The organism is Undibacterium sp. Di27W, assembly GCF_049340345.1.
GTDB lineage: Bacteria > Pseudomonadota > Gammaproteobacteria > Burkholderiales > Burkholderiaceae_D > Undibacterium.
Genome location: NZ_JBMPOS010000006.1, coordinates 48466 through 72526 on the forward strand (window position 1 = coordinate 48466; position 24061 = coordinate 72526).

Sequence of the window (24061 nt, forward strand, 5' to 3'; positions counted from 1 at the left end):
CTGCCACCAACTATCTGTCGGGCTCACAGATATTCAACCAGTTGCCCACTCACGCTGCGCAAACGCTGGCTCATGAGCTTGGCCAGCCTTGCCAGTATATGCACGGCCAGCACCGGCTTTTCCTTGATGATGCGGGTATAGTGGTCTTTGGTCAGTAAGAGCAAAATACTGGTCTGGGTGGCGACGCAGCTTGCGGAACGCTTTTCACCATCGATGATGGACATTTCACCGACTATCTTGCCATGCGTAACCAGGACTATGCGGTGCGACACACCATCCTGGCCAGTCTTGAGGATTTCAACCTCGCCCTTCACCAGCAAGAACATATAGGTACCCGATTCACCCTCCTTGAATACCACAGTACCGCTGGAAACTTCATAGCATTGCACATACTCAGCCAGGGCCTGGATATCTTTCCAGTCCAAATCGGCAAATAACTGGGATTCGGCAATCATGTCGCAAACTTCGCTCTTGAATCCACTGCCTATCCCCACCAGACGAAAACCGTCCAAAGCCTGATCTGCATTCATTTTGCACCCGCTCTTGTCAATATCTGCAAGGACATGGAAATTGCGCCCCATACAGCGACACCTGACTACGCAACTGAATGGGGATGCAGGAATAGTTTATCGCAATCCAGATCACAGCAACAGTGACATTTGTGACGCACGCTTTATCTGAACTCGGCAAATCTGGGGGCAAAGCTTTCCAGTTCAACAATCACGGCATTGGTAATGAAAGAGACGGTATGGTAACTGCCTGTCAGGTTGATGATTTCCAATAGCTGTGCCGCATTGTAATAATGGGTCAATGCCATCCATAAAGCATCACTGATGCCAGAGCTGTCATGCAATTCATCGACTGTCTTGAACAATAAAATTTCTTTGGCAGACAATAGACTAAGATCAGGGTCGGCACGCAGACTGGCGGCGATGTCCGCCTTCGTCAGCCCGGCCTTTTCTGCGAACAAGGCGACATGCACACCCCACTCATATTCAGAACCGCAACGTGCGCATGTGCGCAAGATAATCAATTCACGTTCGCGCAAATCAATACTGCCCTTATCCAGCAAATTACCGGCAAACATGCGTTGCAGTACTCTTTTGTTATGCGCCTGGGTACGAAATAATTTCAAGGCTGGCATGCCGGGTGGCATGACACGCTCAAACGCTGCGGCGACTTCTGCTTCATAAGGTGGCTCTAGTGGCGCAATTCTGGTGATTGGCATCAAGTTCTCCTGAAAAAAAATGCACGGCCAGGCTAGCCAGGCATTTGCCCGCATATCTGCCCCGCAGTGTAATATCTGCTATTCGCTACTAATTACGTAGCATACCGCTACACTTAATGTAGCGCAAGGAGAAAATATGACTACCCCAAAACCCAGGCAAGCCGTGCGAGGATCACAGAGTGGCCGCCCCATCATGGCTTTGCTGGATTTGCTGGGCAGGCGCTGGGCATTGCGCATGATCTGGGAGCTGCGCAGCGAGCCCCTGAGTTTCCGGCAATTGCGCGATCGTTGCGACGCCATGTCGCCTACGGTACTGAACCAGCGTCTGCGCGAACTACGCGAAACCCGCATCATAGAAATGGCGGCCACAGGCGGTTATTGTCTCAGCCCTTCAGGACTAAGCCTGGTACAGGCCATGCTGCCTTTGCTGGCTTGGTCGGAGGATTGGCAGCAGTTGCTGGATGGCGAAGAATTAGAGGATATCTAAGCGATAGCATGCTGTCGTCCAGTGGGATGCGCCACGCGCACCGAGGCATACCAGCATGCCAAGCTCAATACTGAATTTACCAGTCCAGCACAAGATGAATTACACTAGCGCTTCCATCCTGGAATGAATCCAGGTGTCTGCCGTTTTAGTCTGCCGAATTAATTGCCACTCATGTTGAAATCCACACTTGTCGCCACCCTCCTTGCTACCCAGCTAATGACAGCCAATGCTGCGGTCACTGCCGCCGCGCCTGCCAAACCTGATGTAGCAGCCGCTGCTTTCAGGGAAGGTAATTTTGCACTGGCTTTCCAGGACTGGAGTCAGCGTGCCGAAAATGGCGAAGCAGCAGCCCAACACAATCTGGGCAGCCTGTACCTGAGTGGTAAAGGCCCGGACAAAAATGAGGCCAAGGCCATGGCCTGGTTCCACAAGGCTGCCGAGGCTGGCAATGCCAGTTCACAATTCAACCTGGCAGAAGGCTATCGCCTGGGTGTAGGGGTAGAGAAAGACATGGCGCAAGCCATCAGCTGGTATCAAAAAGCTGCGGCGCAAGGTCTAGCCAGCGCCCAGGTGACGCTGGGTATCTGCCATGAAATGGGCCTGGGTCTGCCCAAAGACATGGTACAAGCCACAGCCTTGTACAGAGCTGCAGCAGACCAGCATGAAGCTGAAGCGCAGTTCCGCCTGGCGCGCATTTTTGCCCTGGGCCTGGGTACAGAAGTCAATCAGCGTGTCGCCAATATCTATGCCAGTGAGGCCGCCAGCCAGGGGCATCCACAGGCCCAGACTTACCTGGCGACCCAATACCTGTCAGGCAACAGCATGCCACGCGATGTCAACCTCGCCATCAACTTGCTGGCGCAAGCTGCCCGCCAGGGACATGCCCGTGCCTTTGCCTGGCTGGGCAATATCTATAGCGAAGGCAATGGCGTCACGCCAGACTTGCCGCGCGCGTATCTGTATTTCAGCATCGCTGACAAGCTTGATGCCGAAAAAGAAATGCAAGACATGCCCAATAAACAAAAACTGGGCCTGGCATTTCGTTTGAAAACCGAAGACATACAGCAAGCCGTGACTTTGTCGAGTGAATGGCAAGTCGGTTCTTGGCCACCCAAGCTGGTCTTGCCTGCCTTGAAAAATGATCAAGCCAAGCCCGATATTTACCAGGGCCAGGTTTATTATTTGAAAAACTAAACAAGAATTTTCCATGCATGAGCGCCTTCTCATATTCAGCGCCAGCCCGCCTGCGTGTCAGCATGCTGCGCGGACTGGTTGCCATCGCCAGCAGCCTGGCACTCACGATCGCAGCGCAGGCACAAACTGCTGCCACTAGTGTCACTAATGTCACGGGCATCAATGACGGCCCCTACGCTGTCTACCAGTCACCAGCACAGCCAGACAAAGCTGGCCTGGATGTCAGCTGGGTCTGCAATGACCAGTTGCACAAGCAAAGCTTTGCCAAGTCCGCCCATGTCAAGCTACCTGCTCCCTGTGGCTATCCCCAGGCCTTGACAATACGCCCGGCTGAGACCGCCTTCCCGCTTACCGTCAAATTCAAGGCAGATAAAGTCGCTGCCATCAGCGATATACATGGACAGTTTGAGCTCATGCTCAAGCTTTTACAGGCCAACGGCATCATCAACCAGGAATGGCAATGGACTTTCGGTAAAGGCCACCTCGTCATCACGGGTGATGTGCTGGACCGCGGCCCCCAGGTCACCGAGGCATTGTGGCTACTGTATGCACTGGAAGCCCAGGCCAGCGCCGCTGGCGGTGCCGTGCACCTGCTGCTTGGTAACCATGAAGCCATTTCCATGGCGGGTGACGTGCGCTACCTGAATAAAAAATATGCGAGCGTCGCCCAGCATTTGAATACCAGCTACCAGCAGATGTTTGACAATAGCAGCGTGCTGGGTCGCTGGCTGCGCAGCAAGCCTGTCATCATCCAGGTCAACGACATGCTGTTCATGCATGGCGGCCTGCATCCCGACTATGTCAGCCTCAATATGAGCCTGCCGCAAATCAATGAAAAATATCGCCAAACCCTGGGGCTGAGCAAGGCTGAAGTCAAAACTGATGATGTACTCAGCTGGCTGTATGGCAGCGTGGGGCCGCTCTGGTATCGCGGCTATTTCCATGCCCCGGTCCTGCCTGCAAATGATCTCGATAAAGTCCTGCAGCAACTCAAGCTTGGCCGCATCGTCGTCGGCCATACCACCATGGATGGTGTGTATTTCCACTACCAGGGCAAAGTCATTTCCATAGACTCTGGCATCAAGGGCGGCCTCAAGGGTGAAATGCTGTTCTGGGACAAAGGTCAGCTCAGTAAGGCAGGCCTGGATGGACAAAGAGTGGCGGTGCCGGACGCGCCGGAGAAGCGTAAGGATGTGGGGGATTGAAACTTTGCAGTAAAGATAAAACAGCTTAACAGCGAACTGAACCAACGCAATGCGCTACCACACGCATTGCGTCCCCTTACTCACCCCAGCAACACACTCTTCAGCACCGCACAAATCTCATCCACATCCCCGACTGTCAAGCCCACATGCAAAGGCAGGGTCACTGTCTCGCGGGCGATGCGTTCCGCATTCGGGAACATGCCATCACAATAGCCAAAACTCTTGCCCACGGTAGTCAGGTGACAGGCTTCATAAGAGACACCCGTACCTATGCCCGCCTCATGCAGGGCCGCGCGGAAACTGCTGCGGGTAAGGCCAAAGTTTTCATACGGGATGAGGACGCAGAACATACCCCAGGTCTGCCCGGGCTGGCCTTGCGGTGGTAATACGACGCCAGGAATTTGCGGAAAGCTGGTGAAATAACGTTCGGCCAATACCTGGCGCTGTGCCATGAACTCGTCGAACTGGGTCAACTGGTGCAGGCCTATTACGGCAGAAACGTCTGACATATTGAACTTGCCGCTGGCCGCTACCACATCACGGGTCTGGTCTGGCAATTTGCTGATGCCGTGAAAGCGCAAGATATCTACGCGTTGCGCTTCTGCCTCATCATTGACGACGATGGCACCGCCTTCTATCGTGGTCATGTTTTTATTTGGGTGGAAGCTGAAGATGGCAATATCACCAAATGAACCTACTGGCTGGCCCTGCCATGTGGAACCCTGGACCAGGGCTGCATCTTCTATCACACGCAATTGATATTTTCTGGCCAGCGCATACAGTGCATCCATATCACCCAGCGCGCCAGGAAAATGCGTGGGCATGATGGCCCGTGTTTTGGGCGTGATGGCGGCTTCGACCTGGGCCAGATCGATAGCCCGGGTGACCAGGTCGCAATCAACAAAGACAGGCTTGGCACCGCATTTGACGATCATGTTCATGGCAGAGAAAAAAGTCTGCGCTGAAGTGATGACTTCATCACCCTCGCCAATATTGCACAGTGCCAGCGCAACTTCCATCGCACCGGTGGCCGAGGTCAGCAGCCTGGTCGGGCGATTGCCAAATGTCTGCGAGAGTGCCAGCTCCAGTTCTGCGACCTTGGGGCCAGTAGCAATCCAGTTGGAACGCAGCACCTCGACCACAGCCTGTATGCTGGCCTCGGATAATTGTGGCTGGGCGAACTTGCGGTAAGCTGATGTCATGGCAAATAATGGAGCAGAAAAATGGATGCCCATTGTAGCGCAAGAATTTCCCTCACATGCTGACCACTAATGCGGTTCAGGCATCAAGGCTCGGGCCTGGCCCATTTTCTTTCTATCGCCGCATACACACCATTCGCCCGTATCAGGCGCAAGCCCTGATCGAGAGCATTAGCGTAGCGGGCAGATTCTGGCCGCAGTTTGGAAAAACTGACGTAAAGATAGTCTTCCACCAGGATACCCACTTGCTGGATGGCCCCTTTGAATTCATCCGGGTGGGTGCTGGTCAGATAGTCTGCCACGCGGGTGTAGATCAGGGAATAATCAGAACGCCCCAGGATAAGTTTGCGCAGATTGGACAAATCATTCGGCGCAGGTTCGCGGACGATGCGGCTATCTTTTTCAAATGCCGTACCATAGGTATAGCCATGCGTGACGCCAATGACGTATTTGTGCAATTCCAGTACATTGATTTTGTTGAGCCTGCTTTGCGGGCTATCGGTCCTGGCGTAAATGCCGACACTGGCCTTGAAGATGGCTTCTTTGTGGAAGATAAAATCAGATTCCAGCTTGACATCTTTGAGGCTGTCGAAACAGCCCAGCTCTTGCCCGCTTTGTACCAGCATCAGGCAGCGTGAATAGGGGGTAGAGATGAATTTGACATCGATCTTGACGGCCGCATAAGCCGCCTTGATGACATCGACCGCAAAACCACGATTCTGCCCCTCCTTGACAGCAGAATAGGGATACCAGCTATCCTCGCCCACCAGAGTGATCGTCTCTGCATGGCTGTGAAAAGTGAACATACAGCACAATAAAATGCTGATTAGTCTATAGACAATTTTATGGGCGGCTGCTACGGGCATGCTGTTTTTTTAACCTGGATACCACTCTTGCCAGTGTGCCATACATTTTCCATGGGAATATAAATTTAACTTAGGGGCTGAAAGCTAATACCAGTCAAGCTATGCATGTGGATATACGTATATATTCGTTTTATTATAGATATATTCTTGATATTTTCCGGTCTTCCAACATTATTCGAGAAGACTTATGTACAACAACACCTGTCAACGCAAGCCTGCGCTGAAACCCATAGCAGCTTGTCTTTTGGCGCTTTTTTACAGCCAGACCGTCAGCAACAATGCTTATGCCCAAACCACAGATGGCAAACCGGAAGCCGTAGTCATCACTGGTTCGCGCATCCCGCGTGCCAGCCTGGAAGGCCCGGCAGCCATCACTGTCATTACCGGTGAAGAAATCACCAAACAAGGCTACAAGAATGTCTATGATGCGTTAAATAATTCCGTACAAAACTCCGGCTTTACCCAGGGTGAGGATTTTGGTAACACCTTTACGCCGTCGGCCAATACGATCAGCTTGCGTGGCCTGGGACCCAATCATACGCTGATATTGCTGGATGGCAGGCGCATGGCCGATTTCCCTATCGCCTATGAAGGAACGGTCAACTTTACCAATCTGGCCAATATCCCGTCTAACATTGTTGAGCGTATCGAAATTTTGAACGGCGGCGCATCAGCGATTTATGGTTCGGATGCGATTGCCGGTGTGGTGAACATCATCCTGAAAAAAGACAGCCAGGGTTATAACCTGAATGCCAGACTCGGTGACACTGAGCGCGGCGGCGGCAGCAACAAGCGCGTACAATTTTCAGGTACCGCCAACGTGGATCAGTTGCGCAATCTCTTCAGCCTTGAATACAGCGAACGTGAACCCCTGCGTGCCACTCAACGCGACTTCATGGCGACACGCAGCACGCCCAGTGGCACGCTGATACGCAAAGATATCAAGTCTGGCAAATACCTGGATCTGGGAGACGCCTGTAGCCAGTTAGCCGATCTGTTTGAAGGCACACAAATCAGCTATAAAACCAGCAAAGGCAGCTACTGCGCCAGCCCACGCGTGAGCCCCATGCACTGGTCAGTGCAAACCAAGAACCAGAGTCTGAATTTATTCACGAGCAGCAATCTGGATTTGAATGCCGACACAACCTTGTTTGCCGATATTTTGCTGGGCAAGAACAAGACTGAAAATGATACCCGCTCACCCAGCTGGACATCGTCCTCTACCAACCAGAGCTATTTCTGGAATAAGAACAGTAATGCCTATGAAGCCTGGAGCAAGGTATTGGCACCAGAAGAAATCAATGGCATAAACCGTTTCAACCGTCTCTGGGATGACTTCTCGGCTGGTATCAACCTGGGTATCAAGGGTGTCATCCCCGGTACACAATGGAATTATGAGGCGGCCTATAGCGCCTCAGGCTATCGCAGCGAAAACGTCGTGCCACGTTCCCTGGCCAATATCGACCAATTCTTTCTGGGACCAAAACTGGGGCTGGACAAGGCCGGCATCGCCATCTATGCGCCTGACCCCAAGCGTTTGACACAAAGACTGACACCTGCAGAATATGATCAAATCATCGGCACATCGCGCAGCTCAGACAGCTCGCGCACACAAACCCTGAGCCTGGCTGTGAATACAGAACTCTGGAAACTGCCCGCAGGTACGATTAAAACTGCCGGTATCGCCGAGATAGGCCGCCAGAGCTTTGATAATCTGCCCGACCCCAGAATCAATCAGGGTCTCTTCAATACCGTTACCAAGTCAGATGATGTGCATGGCTCACGCGATCGCTATGCTCTCGGTGCCGAAGTTTATGTACCGGTACTGAAAGAAGTCACGGCCAGCCTGGCTGGTCGCTATGATAATTACCAGTTCGCTGGTCGCAAGGATGGCAAGCTGACCTATAACGGCGGTCTGGAAATTCGCCCTACTACAGAATTGCTGTTGCGCGCCAACTATGCCACCAGCTTCCGTGCACCAGACATGAATTACATCTTCAAGGCACGTGGCACAGGCTATTACTCCAGCACCACAGATTATTATCGCTGCAAAACCGAAGGCCAGGAACTTAAGGATTGCGACTATGCGAATTATTCGCCAGGAGCTAATTACGTACAATTCGGCAGCCCTGATCTGAAGTCTGAAAAAGGCAAATCCCTGGGCCTGGGTGTGGTCTGGTCACCGAATAATCAATTCGATGTCTCGCTCGACTACTGGAATATCAAGATCAGCGACATGGTGGTCAACCTGAGCTCAGACCAGTTACTGCGTGATGAAGCCGATTGCCGCACTGGCATACGCGACATCAATTCCAGCCAGTGTGCTGATACCATTAGCCGTATCAAGCGCTATCCCAAAGATGCGCTCAGTCGTGCTGGCGAGATACAAGAAATTTGGGTCAACCCCATTAATGCAGCGTATCAGGCGACCAGTGGCATCGATATCAGTGGCAAGTATCAATTGAAATCCAGCGACTATGGCAGTCTCGTTGTCAAAGCCAACTACAGCAAGGTTTTGAGTAAAAAATCCAAGCAGTTTGAAGGCGACGCTTTATTTGATGACTTGAACGATCTGGGCAATAGCGACTGGCGCGATAAACTTATCACCACCGTCAACTGGAATAAGGGTGACTGGTCAAATACCCTGACTGTGACACGTTACGGCAAGATACCTAGCGGTTCTGGCAAGTACTATCTTTCCCCTACTGGCATCGCCAACTGGAGTACGGTATACCAGGCGAATAAAAACCTGACCGTCTCGGTCATCGTCAACAATGTCTTTAACAAGATCAAGTACGACGAGAGCGGCGGCTGGCCAAATTACCCTATTGGTTCTTTTAATCCATTTGGTCGCCAGGGCTGGGTGGAGGTAAATTACAAATTTGGGGCCTGATCATTTCAACAGATAAAGATTAACAATCCATGAGGGTGCGCCATGCGCACCCTTTTTCATATGGAAAACCAACCTGCGCAGTGCCCCTGCCAAAGCTCTTGATTAATCCAGAAAATTCACCCGCCCAAACTTGGCTCTGAAATCATCAGGCATTTCCACTACGCGCCCGGCGCGATAATCAAAAAATACAAAGCCTGACTTTGCCATGGCAATCAGGGTTTGATCTGCGGGTCGGCTAATGCGGAAAGTAATATCGCCACCATATTTATTAAAATCCATGACGCCAACTTCAAACATGAGCTGATCACGCGCATGGGCTTCCGCCTTATAGGTAGTGGCCAGGTCAGTGACAATGATGCCACTACCACCAGCCGCAGTTTCGCGTATGCCAAAGTCATACAGAAAGCGTGCGCGGGCTTCAGAAATCATGGAGATCATGGAATCATTGCCCAGATGGTTGGCGCCATTGATGTCGGTCACGCGCACGGTCAACTGGGTAGAGAAATAGTATTGATCTTCAGGGAAATGTAATTGCAGGCGTGCCATGATAATGAAAGAAAATACGCGATAAAAGCCTCATTTTACTGTGTTTACAAACTTCCCTTGCTAATCAACGTAGCGGCTGGCAATTACATTTGGAAACAAGCATCTCCTGCTATCCATACCTTTGTATAGTGAGCAAGGGGTTAAGCGCATGTTAACTTTGCATGACTGTCAGCCAACAAGAAAAAGCTGAGCAGTATTACCGGATTATCTGGCGCTATAGCGCTGTAAACATGTATATGTGAGGAAGACAAAGTGAGCGACAAACCAAAATTGAATCTGGCAGAACGCCGTGCCGTAGCCGACTACAAAGAAAGCACTTTCGCCAAGAAACTTGAAGACCTGCAAGGTGCTGCCGGTTTCCCGGTTGAAGTAGAAGTAGACTGGGAAAGTATGGCAGTATCCGGTCAGCAGGATTTTTATAGCCGTGAAGATTACTGGACCAATATTTTCTTTACTCCAACTGCCAAGGCCCTGGGCGAAGTCACCGCTGATGCCATGGGCAAAGAAGCTCTCACTGCAGAACTGAAAGCCATCAAATTCCACTACGATGAAGCAACTGCACCATCAATGGCATTTGAAAACGGCGTGAAATTTGAAGCAGGTGTTTTGACCATCAATTTCAAACCTTTCAGCAATGCTGATTCTATTGATGACCGCGCAAAGGCGATCAGGTCTACACTGGAAGCGGCACTGTAATATCAGCTTGCTGTGGCAGTGACGAGATAGTTGACGCCACATAAGTAAAAAGACCTGCAAAATATTGCAGGTCTTTTTTTCAGTTCTTTTGCAGTTGTTTTGCAGTTATTTTGACTATCAGTCCAGAACAGGCGGGTTCAGTATAAATGCAGCGTTTTGTATCAAGCCATCCCTGACTTCATACATGGCGATCATTTCCATATGCCCGGTGCCTTCAGGAAAAGTACGTGTCACATCCTCATGGTCAATGACAAGCTGGCCTATGACTTCGCGGCGTATTAGCCTGGAATGCAAATTGGGTTCAGTAAAGCGTGCCGCCATGCGGGGGCGGAGTTCTGCATGGCCGCTGGCCAGTAACTTGCCCGGAAACTCGAATTGCTGCGCATCGACTGCATAGGTCTTGAGTATGGCTTCGACGTCGCGGGCATTATAGGCATCAAGCTGGGCTTGCACGATGGCTTCGGGGGTAGTGTCAGTAGTGAGTGTCATCAATTTCATTCAAGTGTCATCAGGAAAATTTCAGCCTGGCTGGCGTAGTCGCTGTGCTCAGGTCAGCATCAGGTAAATTTTCTAGCACAGCTTCTACTGTTGGTTGCTCCAGCAAAGCGCTCAACACCGCCGCATGTGGTTCGGCCCAGATACCGTCGTAGTCTTGTTCACCTGCCGTGGCGATGGCAAAAGCCAGTTGCTCTTGCGGCGGACAAAACTCTGCCTGCACACCGGGTTTGTTGCCGCGCGCATCCAGCCTGTACCAGCCATGTTGAGGCAAAAACACGGCATTCAAGCCATGCAGGCAAAATGGTGGTTCATTGGCGATAGTCAGACGTTGATAACATAATCCGGCAGGAATACCATTGGCACGCAACAGGGCCGCCAGCAAGTGGCTCTTGGCATAGCAATAGCCCGTACCATGCACCAGCACATCGGAAGCCTTGCAGGTGACCGGGTTTTGCCGGTAATCCCAGCTATGCCTGATCTGGTCACGGACAAAATGAAAACAGCGACGCGCAATCTCGGTCTGATCATCACTGCGTCCTGCCAATTGCAGAGCCTGTGCCAAGACAGCAGGATGCTGCCAGTCTATATAAGTACTACTTGCCAGAAATTCTTCCATACGCCTCTACGCTGTATGCATGCGCAATTGCATCATACTTTATAAGCCATGCCACCATCACTCATCACCCATCTCCTATCACACGCCCCGTGCCAACGACCTGCGCACCCAGCATGATCTGTACCGCAAACAGGCTTGCTGGAGAATCAGATGTTTGCTTCGACAAAATTAAGCTCTATGCCATTGCCTTCAGGATCACTGAAAAGCACCTGATGTTGCGTGGCGAAACCAGGTGATGCTTCTACCGTCGCATGACGATAAGGGATGTTATCTGCCTGCAATATCGCCAGCATGGCAGGTAAATCAGTGCAGGCAAAGGCAACATGATCAAAGCCAGTTTTCAAGGCGGTCTGGCGCACTTCGCCAGGCCGGTTCTCGGACAAATGCAAGACATCGCGGCCACCGGCATACAGCCAATAACCAAAACTTTTCAAGGGACGTGGTCCTGCTGTCAGGCCTACATAGCGTAGATAAAAATCCCTGAGTTTTTCCAGGGTGACACGATCACCGCGCAGATTGTAATGGCCGAGTGCAATGGCGGGCATAAATTTTCTTTCTAAAAGCTATTCTTTATTTAAGCCAGCCACGACGGCGGAAATACCAGAATGGTGTAATCGCCGACGCCAGCATCAGGGCCAGTGCAAACGGATAACCCAGTTGCCAGTCCAGCTCCGGGAACCAGCCCTTGAAATTCATGCCATAGATACTGGCGATCAGCGTAGGTGGCAAGAATGCCACGCTGGCGACCGAGAATATCTTGATGATTTTGTTCTGGTTAATGTTGATGAAACCGACGGTGGCATCCATCAGGAAGTTGATCTTGTCGAACAAAAAGGAAGTATGACCATCGAGGGATTCTATATCCCGTAAAATCTGGCGAGCCTCTTCAAACTGATCCGCATTCAAGAGGCGGCCACGCATCAAAAAGCTGACGGCACGGCGTGTATCCATCATATTGCGGCGTATGCGGCCATTCAAATCTTCTTCGACGGCGATAGAGTTCAGGGCTGCAGCAGCATCCTGATCGCTAAAGTCTTTTTGCAGCACGCTACGGCTGACATCTTCCAGGTTTTGATAGATACCTTCCAGTGCATCGGCAGAATACTCGGCATCGGTCGCATACAGGTCCAGCAACACATCCTTGTAGTCGGCAATCGAACCAGGACGCGAGCGGGCGCGCATACGCACCAGCCGGAACACTGGCAAGTCTATGGTATGCACTGAGAATAAAATATCGCGCGCCAGGATAAAAGCCACCGTCACCGTGCGTGCTGGTTCATCGTCATCATCGATCAAGAAGTCAGTACGCAGATGCAGGTCACCGTTGTCGGCTTCATAATAACGCGCCGACGCTTCAATATCCTTGACCTCATCTTCCCCCGGCAAAGTCACGCCATAGATACTCTTTACCCATTCGCGCTCTTCTTCATTGGGGTCAGTCAGATCGACCCAGATAGGCAGGGTATTTTCAAGATCAGCGCGATTTTCCACATTGATCTGGCTCAGGCGGCCATTGTGCAAGACGAAGACATTAATCATAGGCAAATTCCGGGAAAGCAAAGTCTTTGGTTTGGCTGGATTGTAAACCTGTTTTCATTCCGTGGGCGCAGTGAGAAGAGATTTTTATCGCTGCCTCCTACATATCATACATGTCCTACATGACACTCCTGCAAGCCATCAGCAGCAAATAAAGTCAGCAAAGCTTATGATGCAAGTTTATCACTTTCAACTTGATTTCATCATGTTCAATATACGCGAAATTGATCACCTGGTACTGAGAGTGAAAGACCTGGACAGCATGCTGCATTTTTATTGCACCATACTGCCTTGCACGATAGAACGCAGGCAAGACGAAATAGGCTTGGTACAGCTACGTGCAGGCAGGTCCTTGATTGATCTTATTCCAGTGACCGGCAAGCTGGGCAGTATGGGTGGTGCAGCGCCCGGCAAGGAAGGCCGCAATCTGGATCACCTTTGTCTGCGGGTAGAACCCTTTGATGCCAATGACATATACACGCATCTGCAAGCCCATGGCGTGCCTGCCGGGGAAGTTGAGCAACGCTATGGGGCCGAGGGGGAAGGGCCATCGATCTATCTCAGCGACCCGGAAGGCAATGTTGTGGAACTCAAAGGGCCGCCCAATGTTGCCGGGTGACACTTTCTTGTAGAGCGATACAAGTACTGTGTAGCTAATGCTTAGTATAGTGCGCACCCTAGTTTTTCAGCGTTTGAAGCTCGCTGACAGTTCCATCAAACGCAAGAACCCGGCACGGTGGTAACACAGATTTGTTATCAACTTTTATTCAGGCCAGCTGTCAGGTCGCTTTACAACAAAAGCAATCCGCCTGCTGGTGCTTCTGCCCAGGTCGTTATGACGCACCTTGATCCAGTTCACTCATTGATGAGTAGAATGCCATCATTTTGCATTTTTTTATTGATTTCCTCGAACTCAAGAAATTCATCCGATTCGAAAAAATCATCAAAAGCGAGTTGAGGTAAAGCAGGATTTGCCTGCGTATTCCCATAGGCGAGATAGCGGCAAAAACTATCCAGCATGGTCAAGTCCTTGTGATATCTCTCCAGCCACAGGAATTGACCTGCCTCATTCAACTCCAGGAAAACATATTCACCTGAGGTGGAAAAAATCAAATCTATGCAGGCAAACACCAGGCCTAGTTGCTGACATAAACTCAGACAACGCTGGGTAACTTCTTCTGGCAACTCCAGTGGTTCTACCGGTATTTTGTTTTTAGGAAGATCATAACGCCAGTCCACTGTCTTCTCGTCACGCTGGCTGTCTATCTTTGCCGCAATGACGCGATTGCCTATCACGGTCACCCGTGCTTCAAATTGCTTGGCAACCAGATTTTGATAAATAGAGGGGCAAGCCATCAGTGCCATGTCGTGCTGCAATTGCTCTTCTTTGACTTTCGCAGTCTTGATGATATGGGCGGAGCCATCAACTGCCGTCCAGCCACCAACGCTAAAAGATTTTCTGACCATCTGTTTGTCATTGGCATGGAAAAAATCGCGCACCTGGCGGGCATCATTACCAATCATGGTATTGGGTATGGAAAAGCCCAGGGATCTGGCTATTTCCAATTGCAACATTTTGCTATTGGATCGCCTGGCAGCATGGATATCATTAACCCATAGCGCATGCTCGCCACCTGTGACAGAATAAATATTATTAAAGAAATGCGTAGACTCTTTCTTGATGATGCCCAGATCGGCAGGATGGCTATTTTCCATGGCTACGGGCAAAGTTGCACGGCGAAACCATACTTTGTCATACACGCCAGCATATTCGTGCCCATCCAGTTGAAAGGCAAATGCACCAGCTTGTTGATCACTAATAGACCAGCTTGCCGTAGCATGTCTTGGAAAACGCGTGGGGTCCCATAAAACAGCATCACTACCAAGTTTTTTTAATCCCCAGGAGACGGCAGCCGCATCCGCATCATCGAATGAGGAGATAATCAGTATCTTCATTATTTTTTCGCAGGTATTCAATGCACGTGCAGGTGTGCCAGTCATCCTGCAAAGTGACAGGATAGTATCCACACCAACTACCTGTGGATACTATGCAGTTCGAACCAAATTCAATAATTCATCACTCGTAATTATCAGGGTGCATATCGCTCATTGCTTCCCCGTTCGGCCTGATGTTAGATTGAGAAATATATCTGGTATTTCTTGATTCAAATCCACTGCCACCAGATACCATTGCCAGTTCTTCCGCAGTGATTTCATGTGCCAGTTCACGAGCCAAAATACGTTGCGCTTGTTGTTTTACTTCATTCATGTAAAGTCTCCAAAATTTTCAATGATTACCAAATTCATGACAGTCTTGCGAACGCCACGAAGCACTCAATGTAAATGATAGGAGTCATTTTTACATCTCATACTTTAGTAGTAGAAATTCAAAATTCACTCAACCCTCGGTGAAGATTATTAGCCGCCCAATACCAAAGTCTGTTTTGGGAAAAATGATGCATCTGCAAGCTAAGTCAGCCACCCTGCGGCCTATTTAGCTTGTACCACCGTCTCTGTTTGCGGCAAGCTTTGTATGATCTTGCCATTGTCATCCAGGAAGTTCAGCATGGGCTTGCCTTCCGGGGTGACTATCATCATGATGCGCGCCTTGCCTTTGGCATCTGCCATGATGATGGCTGAAGATTTACCGCGGGTTTTTCCAACAAACAGGCGATTGGTTTGCTGACCACCGGCGTCTTTCCATTTCTGTAGCAAGGCATCTTTCTCAAGGCCTGCAGGGGCTTTTTCATAGGCTTCATACAGGCCATCGTAATCTTTTTGCAGACCGCGATCATAAATTTTCAAACCTGACTCCATGCTGCCATTGCTTTCATAATGGCCCAGTGAGAGTTGCTGATCGCCGCCAAATCTGTCCATGGAAAAATGCATGCCTGAGACAGGCTTTCCCTGTTCATCGAGCTTGCCATCAAAGATGAAGCCGCCATTTTCATCGCCGGTCGCATTATAGAAAATCATGCCTGGCCTTTGTGGGCCACCGCGCTCAAGCTGCTTGCCATTGGTCACAGGTTGGGGCAGGCGCAAATGATTGGCGATGACCATCTCTTGCTTGCCTTCGGGCGTGATGATGTTGATGCGTTCCACATCAATTTCAGAAAACTTGCCGCGGTTTTCTGTATTCGCAGCGGCTGTCAATAGCATGACAGTCATGCCCGCAGCGCCAAGTGCCAAGGCTTGCTTGAGCAAACGGTTCTGGCGGCTTAATTGTGTGATGAGTTCTTGTTGATCCATAGGGTCTCCCTGTTTTTTAAGACGTTAAAATTTGCTTGCATGCACATCGTTCTGCAAGACCTACGCATGCTATTCATTTGCATGCAACTGAGCCAGATGACTGCGATTAGCGGTAGGATGGGAGGTTTGAATAGCAGATATATATGACCAACGGGAGTAATGAATAGTGCAAATTCCAGGGCAAATTAAAACCATAGGCCTGATCGGCGGCATAGGCTGGGCTTCCAGTGCTGAGTACTACCGTCTCATCAATGAATTAGTGGCTGAGCGCATGGGCCTGAGCCACAGCGCACGCATCGTTTTGTCCAGCCTGGATCAATACGATTTCACTTCTCGTGCGGCAGAAAAAGACCCGCAAGCCATCGCTGATTTTTTAGTCGCTCAGGTGCAGAATTTGCAAAATGCTGGTGCCGATTTTTTCTTGTTTTGTGCGAATGGTGCGCACCGTTTTGTCCCGGCTATTTTGCCGCGCCTGCCGCTACCCTTGATCAGCATCGTTGATGTTACTGTTAATCAGGTACAGGCAAGCGGCATCCATAAAGTGGGGCTGCTTGGTGTCAAGCAAACCATGGCTGGCAGTTTTTATCATGACAAATTGAGCGCGGCAGGCATCAGCACATTGACGCCAGACGCAGCTACGCAAGAGCGTATTCATGACATCATCTATAGCGAGCTGATACATAATCGACTGACAGAAAAAAGCCGCAAGCTCTTTATTGATTACATACGGGCACTGACAGATCAGGGGGCACAAGGCGTGATTCTGGGCTGCACCGAAATCCCCTTGCTCATTCACCAGACGGATGTCTCCATACCAGTATTCAATACCACGGCCTTACACTGTCAGGCAGCAGTCGACTTTGCCTTAGCTTAGCCACAAGCGAACCCGGGGCGTGGTATAGCTGATACTTTGGTCTGTATTCACAATGGCAGGAAATAGGCCTAGACTGGTCAGGCAAGACCATGCGAGACAACATGCAAGAGGTAAAGATGACTGAGCAAGTAAAATCCGTCTTGGGTAATTTAAAATTTTTCCCTGCCATGTACAGGGGCAGTTATGACGATGAGGCAGCAGCACTGGCAAACTCGAACTTGCCAGCAGGCAGCATCCAGGAATCGGAAGTCATCAACATGGTACGTGCTGCAAAAATGCTGATTTACCAGGCTCCCGCTGGCAGCACGGATGGTGATGGTAAATTGCTGCTGATACTGTCGCCCGCCCCAGGTGGTGCCTGTAATTTGTGGTTCACCTCCCTGGACATGGCCAGCGAAACCATAGAACAAGCCATGGATGACGTAGAGGAATTTGAAGCTATAGGTGGTGGCGGATTCCAGATATTTGAACTCTGAGTGTAGTGGTCAAGTTTGTGCCTGCAAATGAGAGCGTAAAATGCCTGGCTATTCATCTTAGTGACTTATGCAATATGCCTTATCACTTACTCAGCATCCCGTTTGAACATTTGCAGGCGCTGGCCAATGCAAGCTTGCCCACCACACCGCCTTATACCCAGGCCAGCGATGCCCTGCCACCCGCCTTTGTAGCTACGCGCGCACTGGAACAAATGGCAGCCGGTGCGTCAGCTTATTGGTGCAGCACGTTTTACATCATCGCCACAGAACGGCAGCACATCGTCGGCAGTTGCGGTTTCAAGCATGCGCCACGTGATGGAGTAGTGGAAATTGGCTATGGCATTTCGCCCGAATGCAGAAAACAAGGGGCCGCCAGCGCCGCCGTGCTAGCCTTGTTGCAACTGGCATTCGATGGCGGAGCGACGCAAGTATTGGCCGAGGTTAATCCAGCGAATCTGGCCTCGACCCGGGTCGTGAAAAAATTGGGATTTGTTGACACCGGCAGTTATATTGATGAAACTGAGGAAGAACTGGTACGCTGGCGCGTCAACAAAGTTGACTGGTGCCCATTGTCCCTCCCGCTTCATTAAATAAGCAGGAGGCCAGGAGAATGTCTTGAAAAAGCTTAAGCGGGAGCATTAACCAAGCCATAGGAAACTCCGGCATCATGTTTTACCGGTACTATCAAATAGTAAGCTTGGGTCAGACCTATCTTGCTGGCAGGACTATCTGGTGGCCCTGTCTATTGCCCGGTTCGTTGCTTTCATGTGCAGGTCATTTTCAGCTGCAGTAGAGGCAGTGGCACCCTTGCCCAGTGCCTGTTCCATGATTTTTCTTTTCACTTCTTCATCGGTCTGCGGCGCTGTCCCTGTCGTTCCATTTGTCGCTTTGTTGCCATCGTCATTGAGTACAGCTGCTTTCACAGGGTCCACACCTTTGGAATCAGCAAGCTTGATTTTTTTGGTACTGGGATTATTGTCCAGACATAAAGTATCTGAGTACACGGTCTTGCCGTCTATCGTGCAACGGCGTATGCCTTCGCTGGTGGTAGCAGCTTCGCGCATACCCGGCCCCTGGTTGTTACCGACAGGCAAGCCGGCGGCATTTTTCAAATCGTTGCCGATGACATTGGCCGATTTGCCCCAGCGCGCCCACAGGTCGGGCATGGGCAAATGACCATAGCGCACATAGTATAAAAAAGTCATGCCCAGTGCAGCCACCAGCATGGAGACGAAGGAAACCATCACCAGGCTGAGTCCGCGTTGTTTGGTATATTTCATGGTAATTCAGAATTGCCCATGCGTTGCAAGATGACTTCGCTGCGTCTTTGCAAATAACCTGAGCCTTGGTTCTTATCAAAATAACGTGGTTTAGGTAACATCACCGCCAGCCTGGCTGATTGCGAAGGACCAAGATTGGCAGCGCTGGTATGGTAATAATGCTGGGCGGCAGCTTCTGCTCCAAACACGCCCACACCCCATTCTACGACATTCAGGTAAATTTCCAAGATGCGTTGTTTATCCATGCACATTTCCAGCATATAAGTGATGATGAGTTCTTCACCCTTGCGAAAATAGCTACGATCTGCCGAGAGAAACAGGTTTTTAGCCAGTTGCTGGGTAATGGTAGATCCACCAGAAACCACTTTGCCTTTTTTCTGGTTTTTCTCATAAGCGGCTTGCATGGCTTCCCAGTCTACCCCTTCATGATCGACGAAACTGTCATCTTCCGAGGCAATCACGGCACGTTTCAGATTATTCGAAATGCGCTTATAAGGCACCCATTTATGCTGAAGTTTGAAGTCAGGTTTTTTTTCTTGCAAGACATCGAGTTGATGGCGCATGAAACTGGTGGAAGCTGGGTTGTGATCTACCCACCACCATATCTGCACCAGGAAATATGCCTGTAGCAAGAGGAACAAAAGCAGCGGCACCAGCACCAGCCAGATCAGAAGACGGCCAAATAATTTCATTCTTGGCTCGCTTGCAGTGCAGCACGCATTTCTGTCAACACCTGCGCAGATGGCGGGCGCACACCGCGCCACAGGGCAAAGGCTTCTGCCGCCTGCTCTACCAGCATACCAAGGCCATCACGGCATAATGCACCTTGGCTGGCAGCCAGGCGTAAAAATGCCGTAGGCGCAGCCGCATACATCATGTCGTAAGCCAGCGTGGTTTTACAAAATACGGTATCAGCCAAAGGCGGCACCTCGTCACTGATGCTGGCAGAAGTGGCATTGATGATGACATCAAAAGGCTGCTGCAAGTCTGCAAAGCAGTAGGCTTGCAGATCACAACTGGTACTCAAACTTTTTGCCTGTTCCAGTAAATCCTGGGCTTTGGTCAGCGTGCGGTTGGCGATAGTCAGTGTCGCTGGCTGTTCCTGCAGCAGCGGCAACAAGGCACCGCGTGCTGCACCACCGGCACCCAGCAACAACACGCGCTTGCCACGCAGGCTAACACCGGCATTACGCACGATATCCGCCACCAGGCCTATGCCGTCGGTGTTGTCGCCATACATGCGACCCGACTCAAACTTGAGGGTATTGACAGCACCTGCTATCCTGGCGCGTTCACTCAATTCTGTGGCGAGCGCAAAGGCTTCCAGCTTGAATGGCAGGGTCACATTGGCCCCCTTGCCACCAGCCACGACAAAGTCATGGACAGTCTTGGCAAAACCATCCAGCGGTGCCAGCAAGCCTTGATAATCGAGTTGCTGCGCTGCCAGTTCGGCAAAGCGGGCATGAATGGCGGGCGACTTGCTATGGGAGATAGGATTGCCTATGACGACATACTGGTCAGGCTTCAATTTGTTCCCCCGCGTAACTCGGTTTGCAATTGGAGGTCGCGATTGAAATTAAATTTTGTAATGACAGCCCATACATCCGTTTTATCTTCGGAACGCATATTTTTCGGGAAAGCACCAAAAGGTGCAGCGCGACGAACGATATTCAAGGCTGCAGCATCCAGCGCCTTATTGCCTGAAGATCTTTCTATCCTGGGTCCGCCCTCTGCTTCATAGATCGCGCCATCCTGAAAGACGGGGATATACACGAGTAATTCTCCATACATTTTTTTCCCGTCTTTACTAGGAAAATTCAATGTCCCCATGTCCTCAATGCGCTTTTGCATTTGCTTGTAATACTGCGCATATCCGGCTTTTTGGGTAGTCGGTGTGATGAAGGTCTTGCGAGGGCGCTTGTTTTGATCTTCAATTTGCTGATCAATCTCGGCTGCAGTACGCGATAGTCGCTTACTTGCTTCGGTTTGATCGGTTCCGTTTGCAGGCTTGGGTTTATCATCTTTCAAGCGCTTGTCCTGCTCTTCGACGAGTAGTTTTTCTTGATGTTTTTTTTGGTCCAATAATTGTTTTTGTTGCTCTTCCAACTCAGTAATACGGCGTGTTTCAACACGTACGGCATCACCATCTTCGCTCAGTTTCATGTCCGGCAAAGGTGACTTGCTGCGACCACTGTCGTGTGCGCCACCGCCATCAAGATCTGCCTGTGCCAGCGCTTCGGCCTTCATCGGGCGTTTTTCATGTTTGGCATTGACAAGGATGACTTCCAGGTCTGGTTCACGCAACTTATTGTCTGCTGTCTTGGGTGCCACAAAATGAATCAGCAAAGCCGTTGCGTGCAAGACTAACGAAGCAGTAATAGCTACGCCAAAAATCAATTTTTCATAGCTAAGCTTGCCTGCACTGAGTTGTGCAGGCTGGTTTTTAAGCGTGATCTGCGCAGTTTTGCCCGTGCTTTCACTCACGACGGGAGCTTTGCTGTCAGTCGCGGCAACCGCAACGACGGCATCATCCCCTGCCTTGGCGAGCTGGATTTGCTCGTCAGGCAGTTTTTCTTGTTTGACCTGTTTTCCAGGTTTGATTTTTTTATTCTGGCTTTTCATTACTAGGCTTGTGACTGTTCTTCATCTGGATTGGTCGCAGTGTGATCTGCTGCCGGTGCATCTGCAGCCGTAGCTGCTGCCTCGTTCGGTTCTACTGCAGCGCCCTCTTCTGCACTGAAATCTTCTGCAACTTCGGTACTGGTTTCATCGTCCAGTTCTTCTTCATCGAGTTCGGTGACGGTAGACAACAACTCCAGCAAGCGCGCTTCGACCTCAAGATCAACTTCATCCCAGCGCAAGATATCCAGGCGTACCTGGGCACCGCGGGCAGTTTGTGGCATGCCCGGCAAACGGATGATGAGCGGAATATCGACCAGGCGCAAGACTTCGTCTTTCAAAACAACAGCTTCGACCTGACGTTGCTCTTGCTGCCCCAGCCAGCGCAGGCACCAGTAGCGTTCCATATTGTTCTGGAAGTCGGCATAGGCTGCATAAGCTGCATCAAAGCCCGAGACAATGGCGAACAGGTCAGCATCCTTAGGCTTGAAGGTAGCCACCAGCGGTGCCGTAATGCCATGCTGTACGCAGGCGATGATCTGCCATTGATTGACCAGGTCGGTATAGCGGCGCAGCGGTGAGGTGCTCCAGGCATATTGATCGACACCCAGGCCCTGATGCGGCGCTGCATGGGTTAGCATGCGTACCTGCATGCGCGCGGTCCAGCCACCGGGGCCGCGGCCACCAGCCACACCCTGGGCACGGTAGATACCAGGGATGCCATGGTCAGCCATGAGTTTGCCCCAGGTGCTGTTGGCAAAAATCATCAGTTCGGCGACGATCTTGTCCAGCGGCGCACCACGCTTGCGGCGCACGATGGAGACAACATCGTCTTCCACATAGAAATTGAAATCGACACGGTTATTTTGCTCAGGCTTCATGCCAAAGCTTTCACGCTTGAGCATGCGGCCCTGCTCCAGCACTTGCGCCCACTTCCACAATTGCGCAATGTCGGCCTTGTGTGGATATTCACCGGCATCATTAGCGAGATTGTCTTCAGTCACTAATGCATCCAGATCATTGTGGCGCAGATTGCTGGCCATGGGCACGGCTTCTACCTTGGTCTCGGTGCTGATAACAGACCAGTCTTCAGTATTCAAAGTCGCATACAGTGATACTGCCGGGCGGGTCTGGCTGGCACCGAGGGTATAGACATTGACGAGTTCATCCGGCAGCATGGTGATCTTGTCGCCAGGCATATACACGGTAGACATGCGGCCACGGGCGATATGGTCTATCGCATCGCCACGCTGTATGCCCAGGGCTGGCGCAGCGATGTGGATGCCGACGCGCAGTTGGCCATTGCCAAGATCAACGACAGAAAAGGCATCATCAATCTCAGTCGTGGTAACGTCATCGATGGAGAAAGCCTGCACATCAGCCACCGGCAAATCGGTAGGCAAGGTCGGTACGTTGATTGCAGGGAAACCCACACCTTTGGGGAAATGTTCGTAATGAAACTTGGCCAGGTGCAAATGCTTGGGGCTGGCAATGCCACCGACCGCCAGCATCAGGCGTTGTGGCGACATTTGCATGGCGTCGCAGGCTTCTGCCAGGGCCTTGTATTCTATGCTGTTCTTGTCGGGCTTGAACAAGAGTTGCAGCGCCAGTGATTTCATCGTATCTGGCAGGTGGTTTTGCTTGAGCTCTTCTACATAGCCAGCCTGTACCAAGGCTTGCTGTTTTTTCTTTTCGATACCAGCGAGTGCGGCTTTTAAGGATGCTTCGGGCGCAGCCTTGTAGCGGCCACGGCCTTTTTTGTAGAAATAAACGGGCGCGTTATGCAAGGCATAGATCAGGCCAGCCGCTTCCACCGGTTGTGGTGCATGGCCAAAATATTCTGTGCCCAGTTCGGCAAAACCAAATTCTTCCTGGCCAGCGACTTCCCACAAGAATTCCAGGTCTATCTCAGCCGCTGCGGCTTTCGCCTGCTCTATCAGACTGGCAGGATCGGGAGAGGCAAATTGCAGCAGCACATCCTTGGCCTTGACCTTGGTGCGTTTGCCACTGGCCATCTCAACCTGATAAGCCTCACCAGCATGCGTCATGATACTGCCTGCCTTGAAATCACCGGATTCTTCGAAAAATAAATTCATTCAATACTTCTTTATGTTTTAAGACCAAAAAGCTCAACACTGAGGTACGGAGACATAGAGAAAGACAGGAGAAAATCCTGGATTTTTGCTGCCTCTTTTTTTATTCTCTGTGTCTCTTGGTTGAGATGTTTGTTGTTCTATATTTACTTTGCTTTTATCAGCAAAGCGGAAAATTATTCATATGCCTATTTCATTTCCCTCCCCTTCAAGGGGAGGGTTAGGGTGGGGATGGGGTTCGGTTGATTAGCTGCTTACTTCGTTTGCTGAAGAACCCCATCCCCATCCCAACCTTCCCCTTGAAGGGGAAGGAGTTTACACATTGCAGCTTACGTTTTGGCTGCATCAGTTTGCCACGAACGCCACTGGATTCCTGCCTTCGCAGGAATGACGACTTTACGATTGCGGCTTCATTAATAAAGTGACGCAATGTACCTCTCAACCTCTTTTTTGCATTTCTCTGTGTCCCTCAGTGATATCTCTGTGTCTCTGTGTTGAGAGGTCTT

Annotated in this window: 26 protein-coding genes; 9 read left to right on the top strand and 17 right to left on the bottom strand. The window is 50.8% G+C overall.

Annotation, left to right across the window (positions count from 1 at the left end; genetic code table 11):
* Nucleotides 1-23: 23 nt before the first annotated feature.
* Together ACO0LF_RS13690 and ACO0LF_RS13695 are read right to left on the bottom strand one after the other, a co-directional pair.
* Nucleotides 24-530 (bottom strand): Crp/Fnr family transcriptional regulator, encoded by a 507-nt coding sequence (locus ACO0LF_RS13690; RefSeq protein WP_423014767.1) that lies wholly within the window; start codon nucleotides 528-530, stop codon nucleotides 24-26.
* A 143-nt stretch (nucleotides 531-673) separates the two neighbouring features.
* Entirely contained in the window at nucleotides 674-1228 is a 555-nt protein-coding gene (locus tag ACO0LF_RS13695) for a carboxymuconolactone decarboxylase family protein (RefSeq protein WP_423014769.1), read from the bottom strand.
* Nucleotides 1229-1364: 136 nt separating this feature from the next.
* Between ACO0LF_RS13695 and ACO0LF_RS13700 the strand changes: the two genes are divergently transcribed.
* The 3 genes from ACO0LF_RS13700 to ACO0LF_RS13710 all read left to right on the top strand — a co-directional run bounded on the left by ACO0LF_RS13700 (nucleotide 1365) and on the right by ACO0LF_RS13710 (nucleotide 4114).
* Complete coding sequence (locus ACO0LF_RS13700) at nucleotides 1365-1715, top strand: winged helix-turn-helix transcriptional regulator (RefSeq protein WP_423014771.1); 351 nt, start codon at nucleotides 1365-1367, stop codon at nucleotides 1713-1715.
* A 171-nt stretch (nucleotides 1716-1886) separates the two neighbouring features.
* Nucleotides 1887-2909, top strand: coding sequence for a tetratricopeptide repeat protein (locus ACO0LF_RS13705; protein ID WP_423014773.1), 1023 nt, complete (start codon nucleotides 1887-1889; stop codon nucleotides 2907-2909).
* Between the two features lie 17 nt (nucleotides 2910-2926).
* Nucleotides 2927-4114: a metallophosphoesterase gene (locus ACO0LF_RS13710; protein ID WP_423014775.1), complete on the top strand. Its 1188-nt coding sequence runs from the start codon at nucleotides 2927-2929 to the stop codon at nucleotides 4112-4114.
* 80 nt (nucleotides 4115-4194) lie between these two features.
* Here the strand turns inward: ACO0LF_RS13710 and ACO0LF_RS13715 are convergent, their stop codons facing one another.
* Nucleotides 4195-5316 carry a DegT/DnrJ/EryC1/StrS family aminotransferase gene (locus ACO0LF_RS13715; RefSeq protein ID WP_423014777.1) on the bottom strand — a complete coding sequence of 374 codons (1122 nt, stop codon included), beginning with the start codon at nucleotides 5314-5316 and terminating at the stop codon, nucleotides 4195-4197.
* An 83-nt stretch (nucleotides 5317-5399) separates the two neighbouring features.
* Nucleotides 5400-6119, bottom strand: coding sequence for a substrate-binding periplasmic protein (locus ACO0LF_RS13720; protein WP_423014779.1), 720 nt, complete (start codon nucleotides 6117-6119; stop codon nucleotides 5400-5402).
* A gap of 247 nt (nucleotides 6120-6366) precedes the next feature.
* On the opposite strand from ACO0LF_RS13720, the gene ACO0LF_RS13725 reads away from it, so the two are divergent.
* Nucleotides 6367-9072 carry a TonB-dependent receptor domain-containing protein gene (locus ACO0LF_RS13725; protein ID WP_423014781.1) on the top strand — a complete coding sequence of 902 codons (2706 nt, stop codon included), beginning with the start codon at nucleotides 6367-6369 and terminating at the stop codon, nucleotides 9070-9072.
* Between the two features lie 102 nt (nucleotides 9073-9174).
* Here ACO0LF_RS13725 and ACO0LF_RS13730 read toward each other — a convergent pair whose 3' ends face one another.
* Nucleotides 9175-9618: a thioesterase family protein gene (locus ACO0LF_RS13730; RefSeq protein ID WP_423014783.1), complete on the bottom strand. Its 444-nt coding sequence runs from the start codon at nucleotides 9616-9618 to the stop codon at nucleotides 9175-9177.
* A gap of 252 nt (nucleotides 9619-9870) precedes the next feature.
* Between ACO0LF_RS13730 and ACO0LF_RS13735 the strand changes: the two genes are divergently transcribed.
* Nucleotides 9871-10314 carry a hypothetical protein gene (locus ACO0LF_RS13735; protein ID WP_423014785.1) on the top strand — a complete coding sequence of 148 codons (444 nt, stop codon included), beginning with the start codon at nucleotides 9871-9873 and terminating at the stop codon, nucleotides 10312-10314.
* A gap of 117 nt (nucleotides 10315-10431) precedes the next feature.
* Here ACO0LF_RS13735 and ACO0LF_RS13740 read toward each other — a convergent pair whose 3' ends face one another.
* The 4 genes from ACO0LF_RS13740 to corA all read right to left on the bottom strand — a co-directional run bounded on the left by ACO0LF_RS13740 (nucleotide 10432) and on the right by corA (nucleotide 12967).
* The gene (locus tag ACO0LF_RS13740) at nucleotides 10432-10803 is read right to left on the bottom strand and encodes a nuclear transport factor 2 family protein (RefSeq protein ID WP_423014786.1); all 372 of its coding nucleotides are present in this window, start codon (nucleotides 10801-10803) and stop codon (nucleotides 10432-10434) included.
* A 19-nt stretch (nucleotides 10804-10822) separates the two neighbouring features.
* Nucleotides 10823-11428: a transglutaminase-like domain-containing protein gene (locus ACO0LF_RS13745; RefSeq protein WP_423014788.1), complete on the bottom strand. Its 606-nt coding sequence runs from the start codon at nucleotides 11426-11428 to the stop codon at nucleotides 10823-10825.
* A 146-nt stretch (nucleotides 11429-11574) separates the two neighbouring features.
* On the bottom strand, nucleotides 11575-11973 hold the full coding sequence (locus tag ACO0LF_RS13750; RefSeq protein WP_423014790.1) for a diguanylate cyclase: 399 nt from the start codon (nucleotides 11971-11973) through the stop codon (nucleotides 11575-11577).
* A 25-nt stretch (nucleotides 11974-11998) separates the two neighbouring features.
* Complete coding sequence (gene corA / locus ACO0LF_RS13755; RefSeq protein ID WP_423007864.1) at nucleotides 11999-12967, bottom strand: magnesium/cobalt transporter CorA; 969 nt, start codon at nucleotides 12965-12967, stop codon at nucleotides 11999-12001.
* A gap of 202 nt (nucleotides 12968-13169) precedes the next feature.
* Between corA and ACO0LF_RS13760 the strand changes: the two genes are divergently transcribed.
* A complete protein-coding gene (locus tag ACO0LF_RS13760) occupies nucleotides 13170-13583 on the top strand; it encodes a VOC family protein (protein ID WP_423015313.1) in 414 nt (137 codons plus the stop codon).
* A 236-nt stretch (nucleotides 13584-13819) separates the two neighbouring features.
* Here the strand turns inward: ACO0LF_RS13760 and ACO0LF_RS13765 are convergent, their stop codons facing one another.
* From ACO0LF_RS13765 to ACO0LF_RS13775, 3 genes are all read right to left on the bottom strand, one after another.
* Nucleotides 13820-14920 carry a hypothetical protein gene (locus ACO0LF_RS13765; RefSeq protein WP_423014792.1) on the bottom strand — a complete coding sequence of 367 codons (1101 nt, stop codon included), beginning with the start codon at nucleotides 14918-14920 and terminating at the stop codon, nucleotides 13820-13822.
* 121 nt (nucleotides 14921-15041) lie between these two features.
* Nucleotides 15042-15233, bottom strand: a complete 192-nt coding sequence (locus ACO0LF_RS13770; RefSeq protein WP_423014794.1) for a hypothetical protein — start codon at nucleotides 15231-15233, stop codon at nucleotides 15042-15044.
* A gap of 221 nt (nucleotides 15234-15454) precedes the next feature.
* Entirely contained in the window at nucleotides 15455-16213 is a 759-nt protein-coding gene (locus tag ACO0LF_RS13775; RefSeq protein ID WP_423014796.1) for a hypothetical protein, read from the bottom strand.
* 166 nt (nucleotides 16214-16379) lie between these two features.
* Between ACO0LF_RS13775 and ACO0LF_RS13780 the strand changes: the two genes are divergently transcribed.
* The 3 genes from ACO0LF_RS13780 to ACO0LF_RS13790 all read left to right on the top strand — a co-directional run bounded on the left by ACO0LF_RS13780 (nucleotide 16380) and on the right by ACO0LF_RS13790 (nucleotide 18153).
* A complete protein-coding gene (locus tag ACO0LF_RS13780; protein ID WP_423014798.1) occupies nucleotides 16380-17087 on the top strand; it encodes an aspartate/glutamate racemase family protein in 708 nt (235 codons plus the stop codon).
* Nucleotides 17088-17203: 116 nt separating this feature from the next.
* Nucleotides 17204-17563, top strand: coding sequence for a hypothetical protein (locus tag ACO0LF_RS13785; RefSeq protein ID WP_423014800.1), 360 nt, complete (start codon nucleotides 17204-17206; stop codon nucleotides 17561-17563).
* A 74-nt stretch (nucleotides 17564-17637) separates the two neighbouring features.
* Nucleotides 17638-18153: a GNAT family N-acetyltransferase gene (locus tag ACO0LF_RS13790; RefSeq protein WP_423014802.1), complete on the top strand. Its 516-nt coding sequence runs from the start codon at nucleotides 17638-17640 to the stop codon at nucleotides 18151-18153.
* Nucleotides 18154-18288: 135 nt separating this feature from the next.
* Here the strand turns inward: ACO0LF_RS13790 and ACO0LF_RS13795 are convergent, their stop codons facing one another.
* The 5 genes from ACO0LF_RS13795 to ACO0LF_RS13815 are packed head-to-tail and all read right to left on the bottom strand — an operon-like array spanning nucleotide 18289 to nucleotide 23558.
* Nucleotides 18289-18843, bottom strand: a complete 555-nt coding sequence (locus ACO0LF_RS13795; RefSeq protein ID WP_423014804.1) for a hypothetical protein — start codon at nucleotides 18841-18843, stop codon at nucleotides 18289-18291.
* Entirely contained in the window at nucleotides 18840-19535 is a 696-nt protein-coding gene (gene mtgA, locus ACO0LF_RS13800) for a monofunctional biosynthetic peptidoglycan transglycosylase (RefSeq protein ID WP_423014806.1), read from the bottom strand. Before mtgA ends, ACO0LF_RS13795 begins: the two co-directional genes overlap by 4 nt.
* Nucleotides 19532-20371, bottom strand: a complete 840-nt coding sequence (gene aroE / locus ACO0LF_RS13805; protein WP_423014808.1) for a shikimate dehydrogenase — start codon at nucleotides 20369-20371, stop codon at nucleotides 19532-19534. The genes mtgA and aroE overlap by 4 nt, the downstream gene beginning before the upstream one ends.
* The gene (locus ACO0LF_RS13810; RefSeq protein ID WP_423014810.1) at nucleotides 20368-21465 is read right to left on the bottom strand and encodes a TonB C-terminal domain-containing protein; all 1098 of its coding nucleotides are present in this window, start codon (nucleotides 21463-21465) and stop codon (nucleotides 20368-20370) included. The genes aroE and ACO0LF_RS13810 overlap by 4 nt, the downstream gene beginning before the upstream one ends.
* 2 nt (nucleotides 21466-21467) lie before the next feature.
* Nucleotides 21468-23558, bottom strand: coding sequence for a ribonuclease catalytic domain-containing protein (locus ACO0LF_RS13815; RefSeq protein ID WP_423014812.1), 2091 nt, complete (start codon nucleotides 23556-23558; stop codon nucleotides 21468-21470).
* Nucleotides 23559-24061 lie beyond the last annotated feature (503 nt).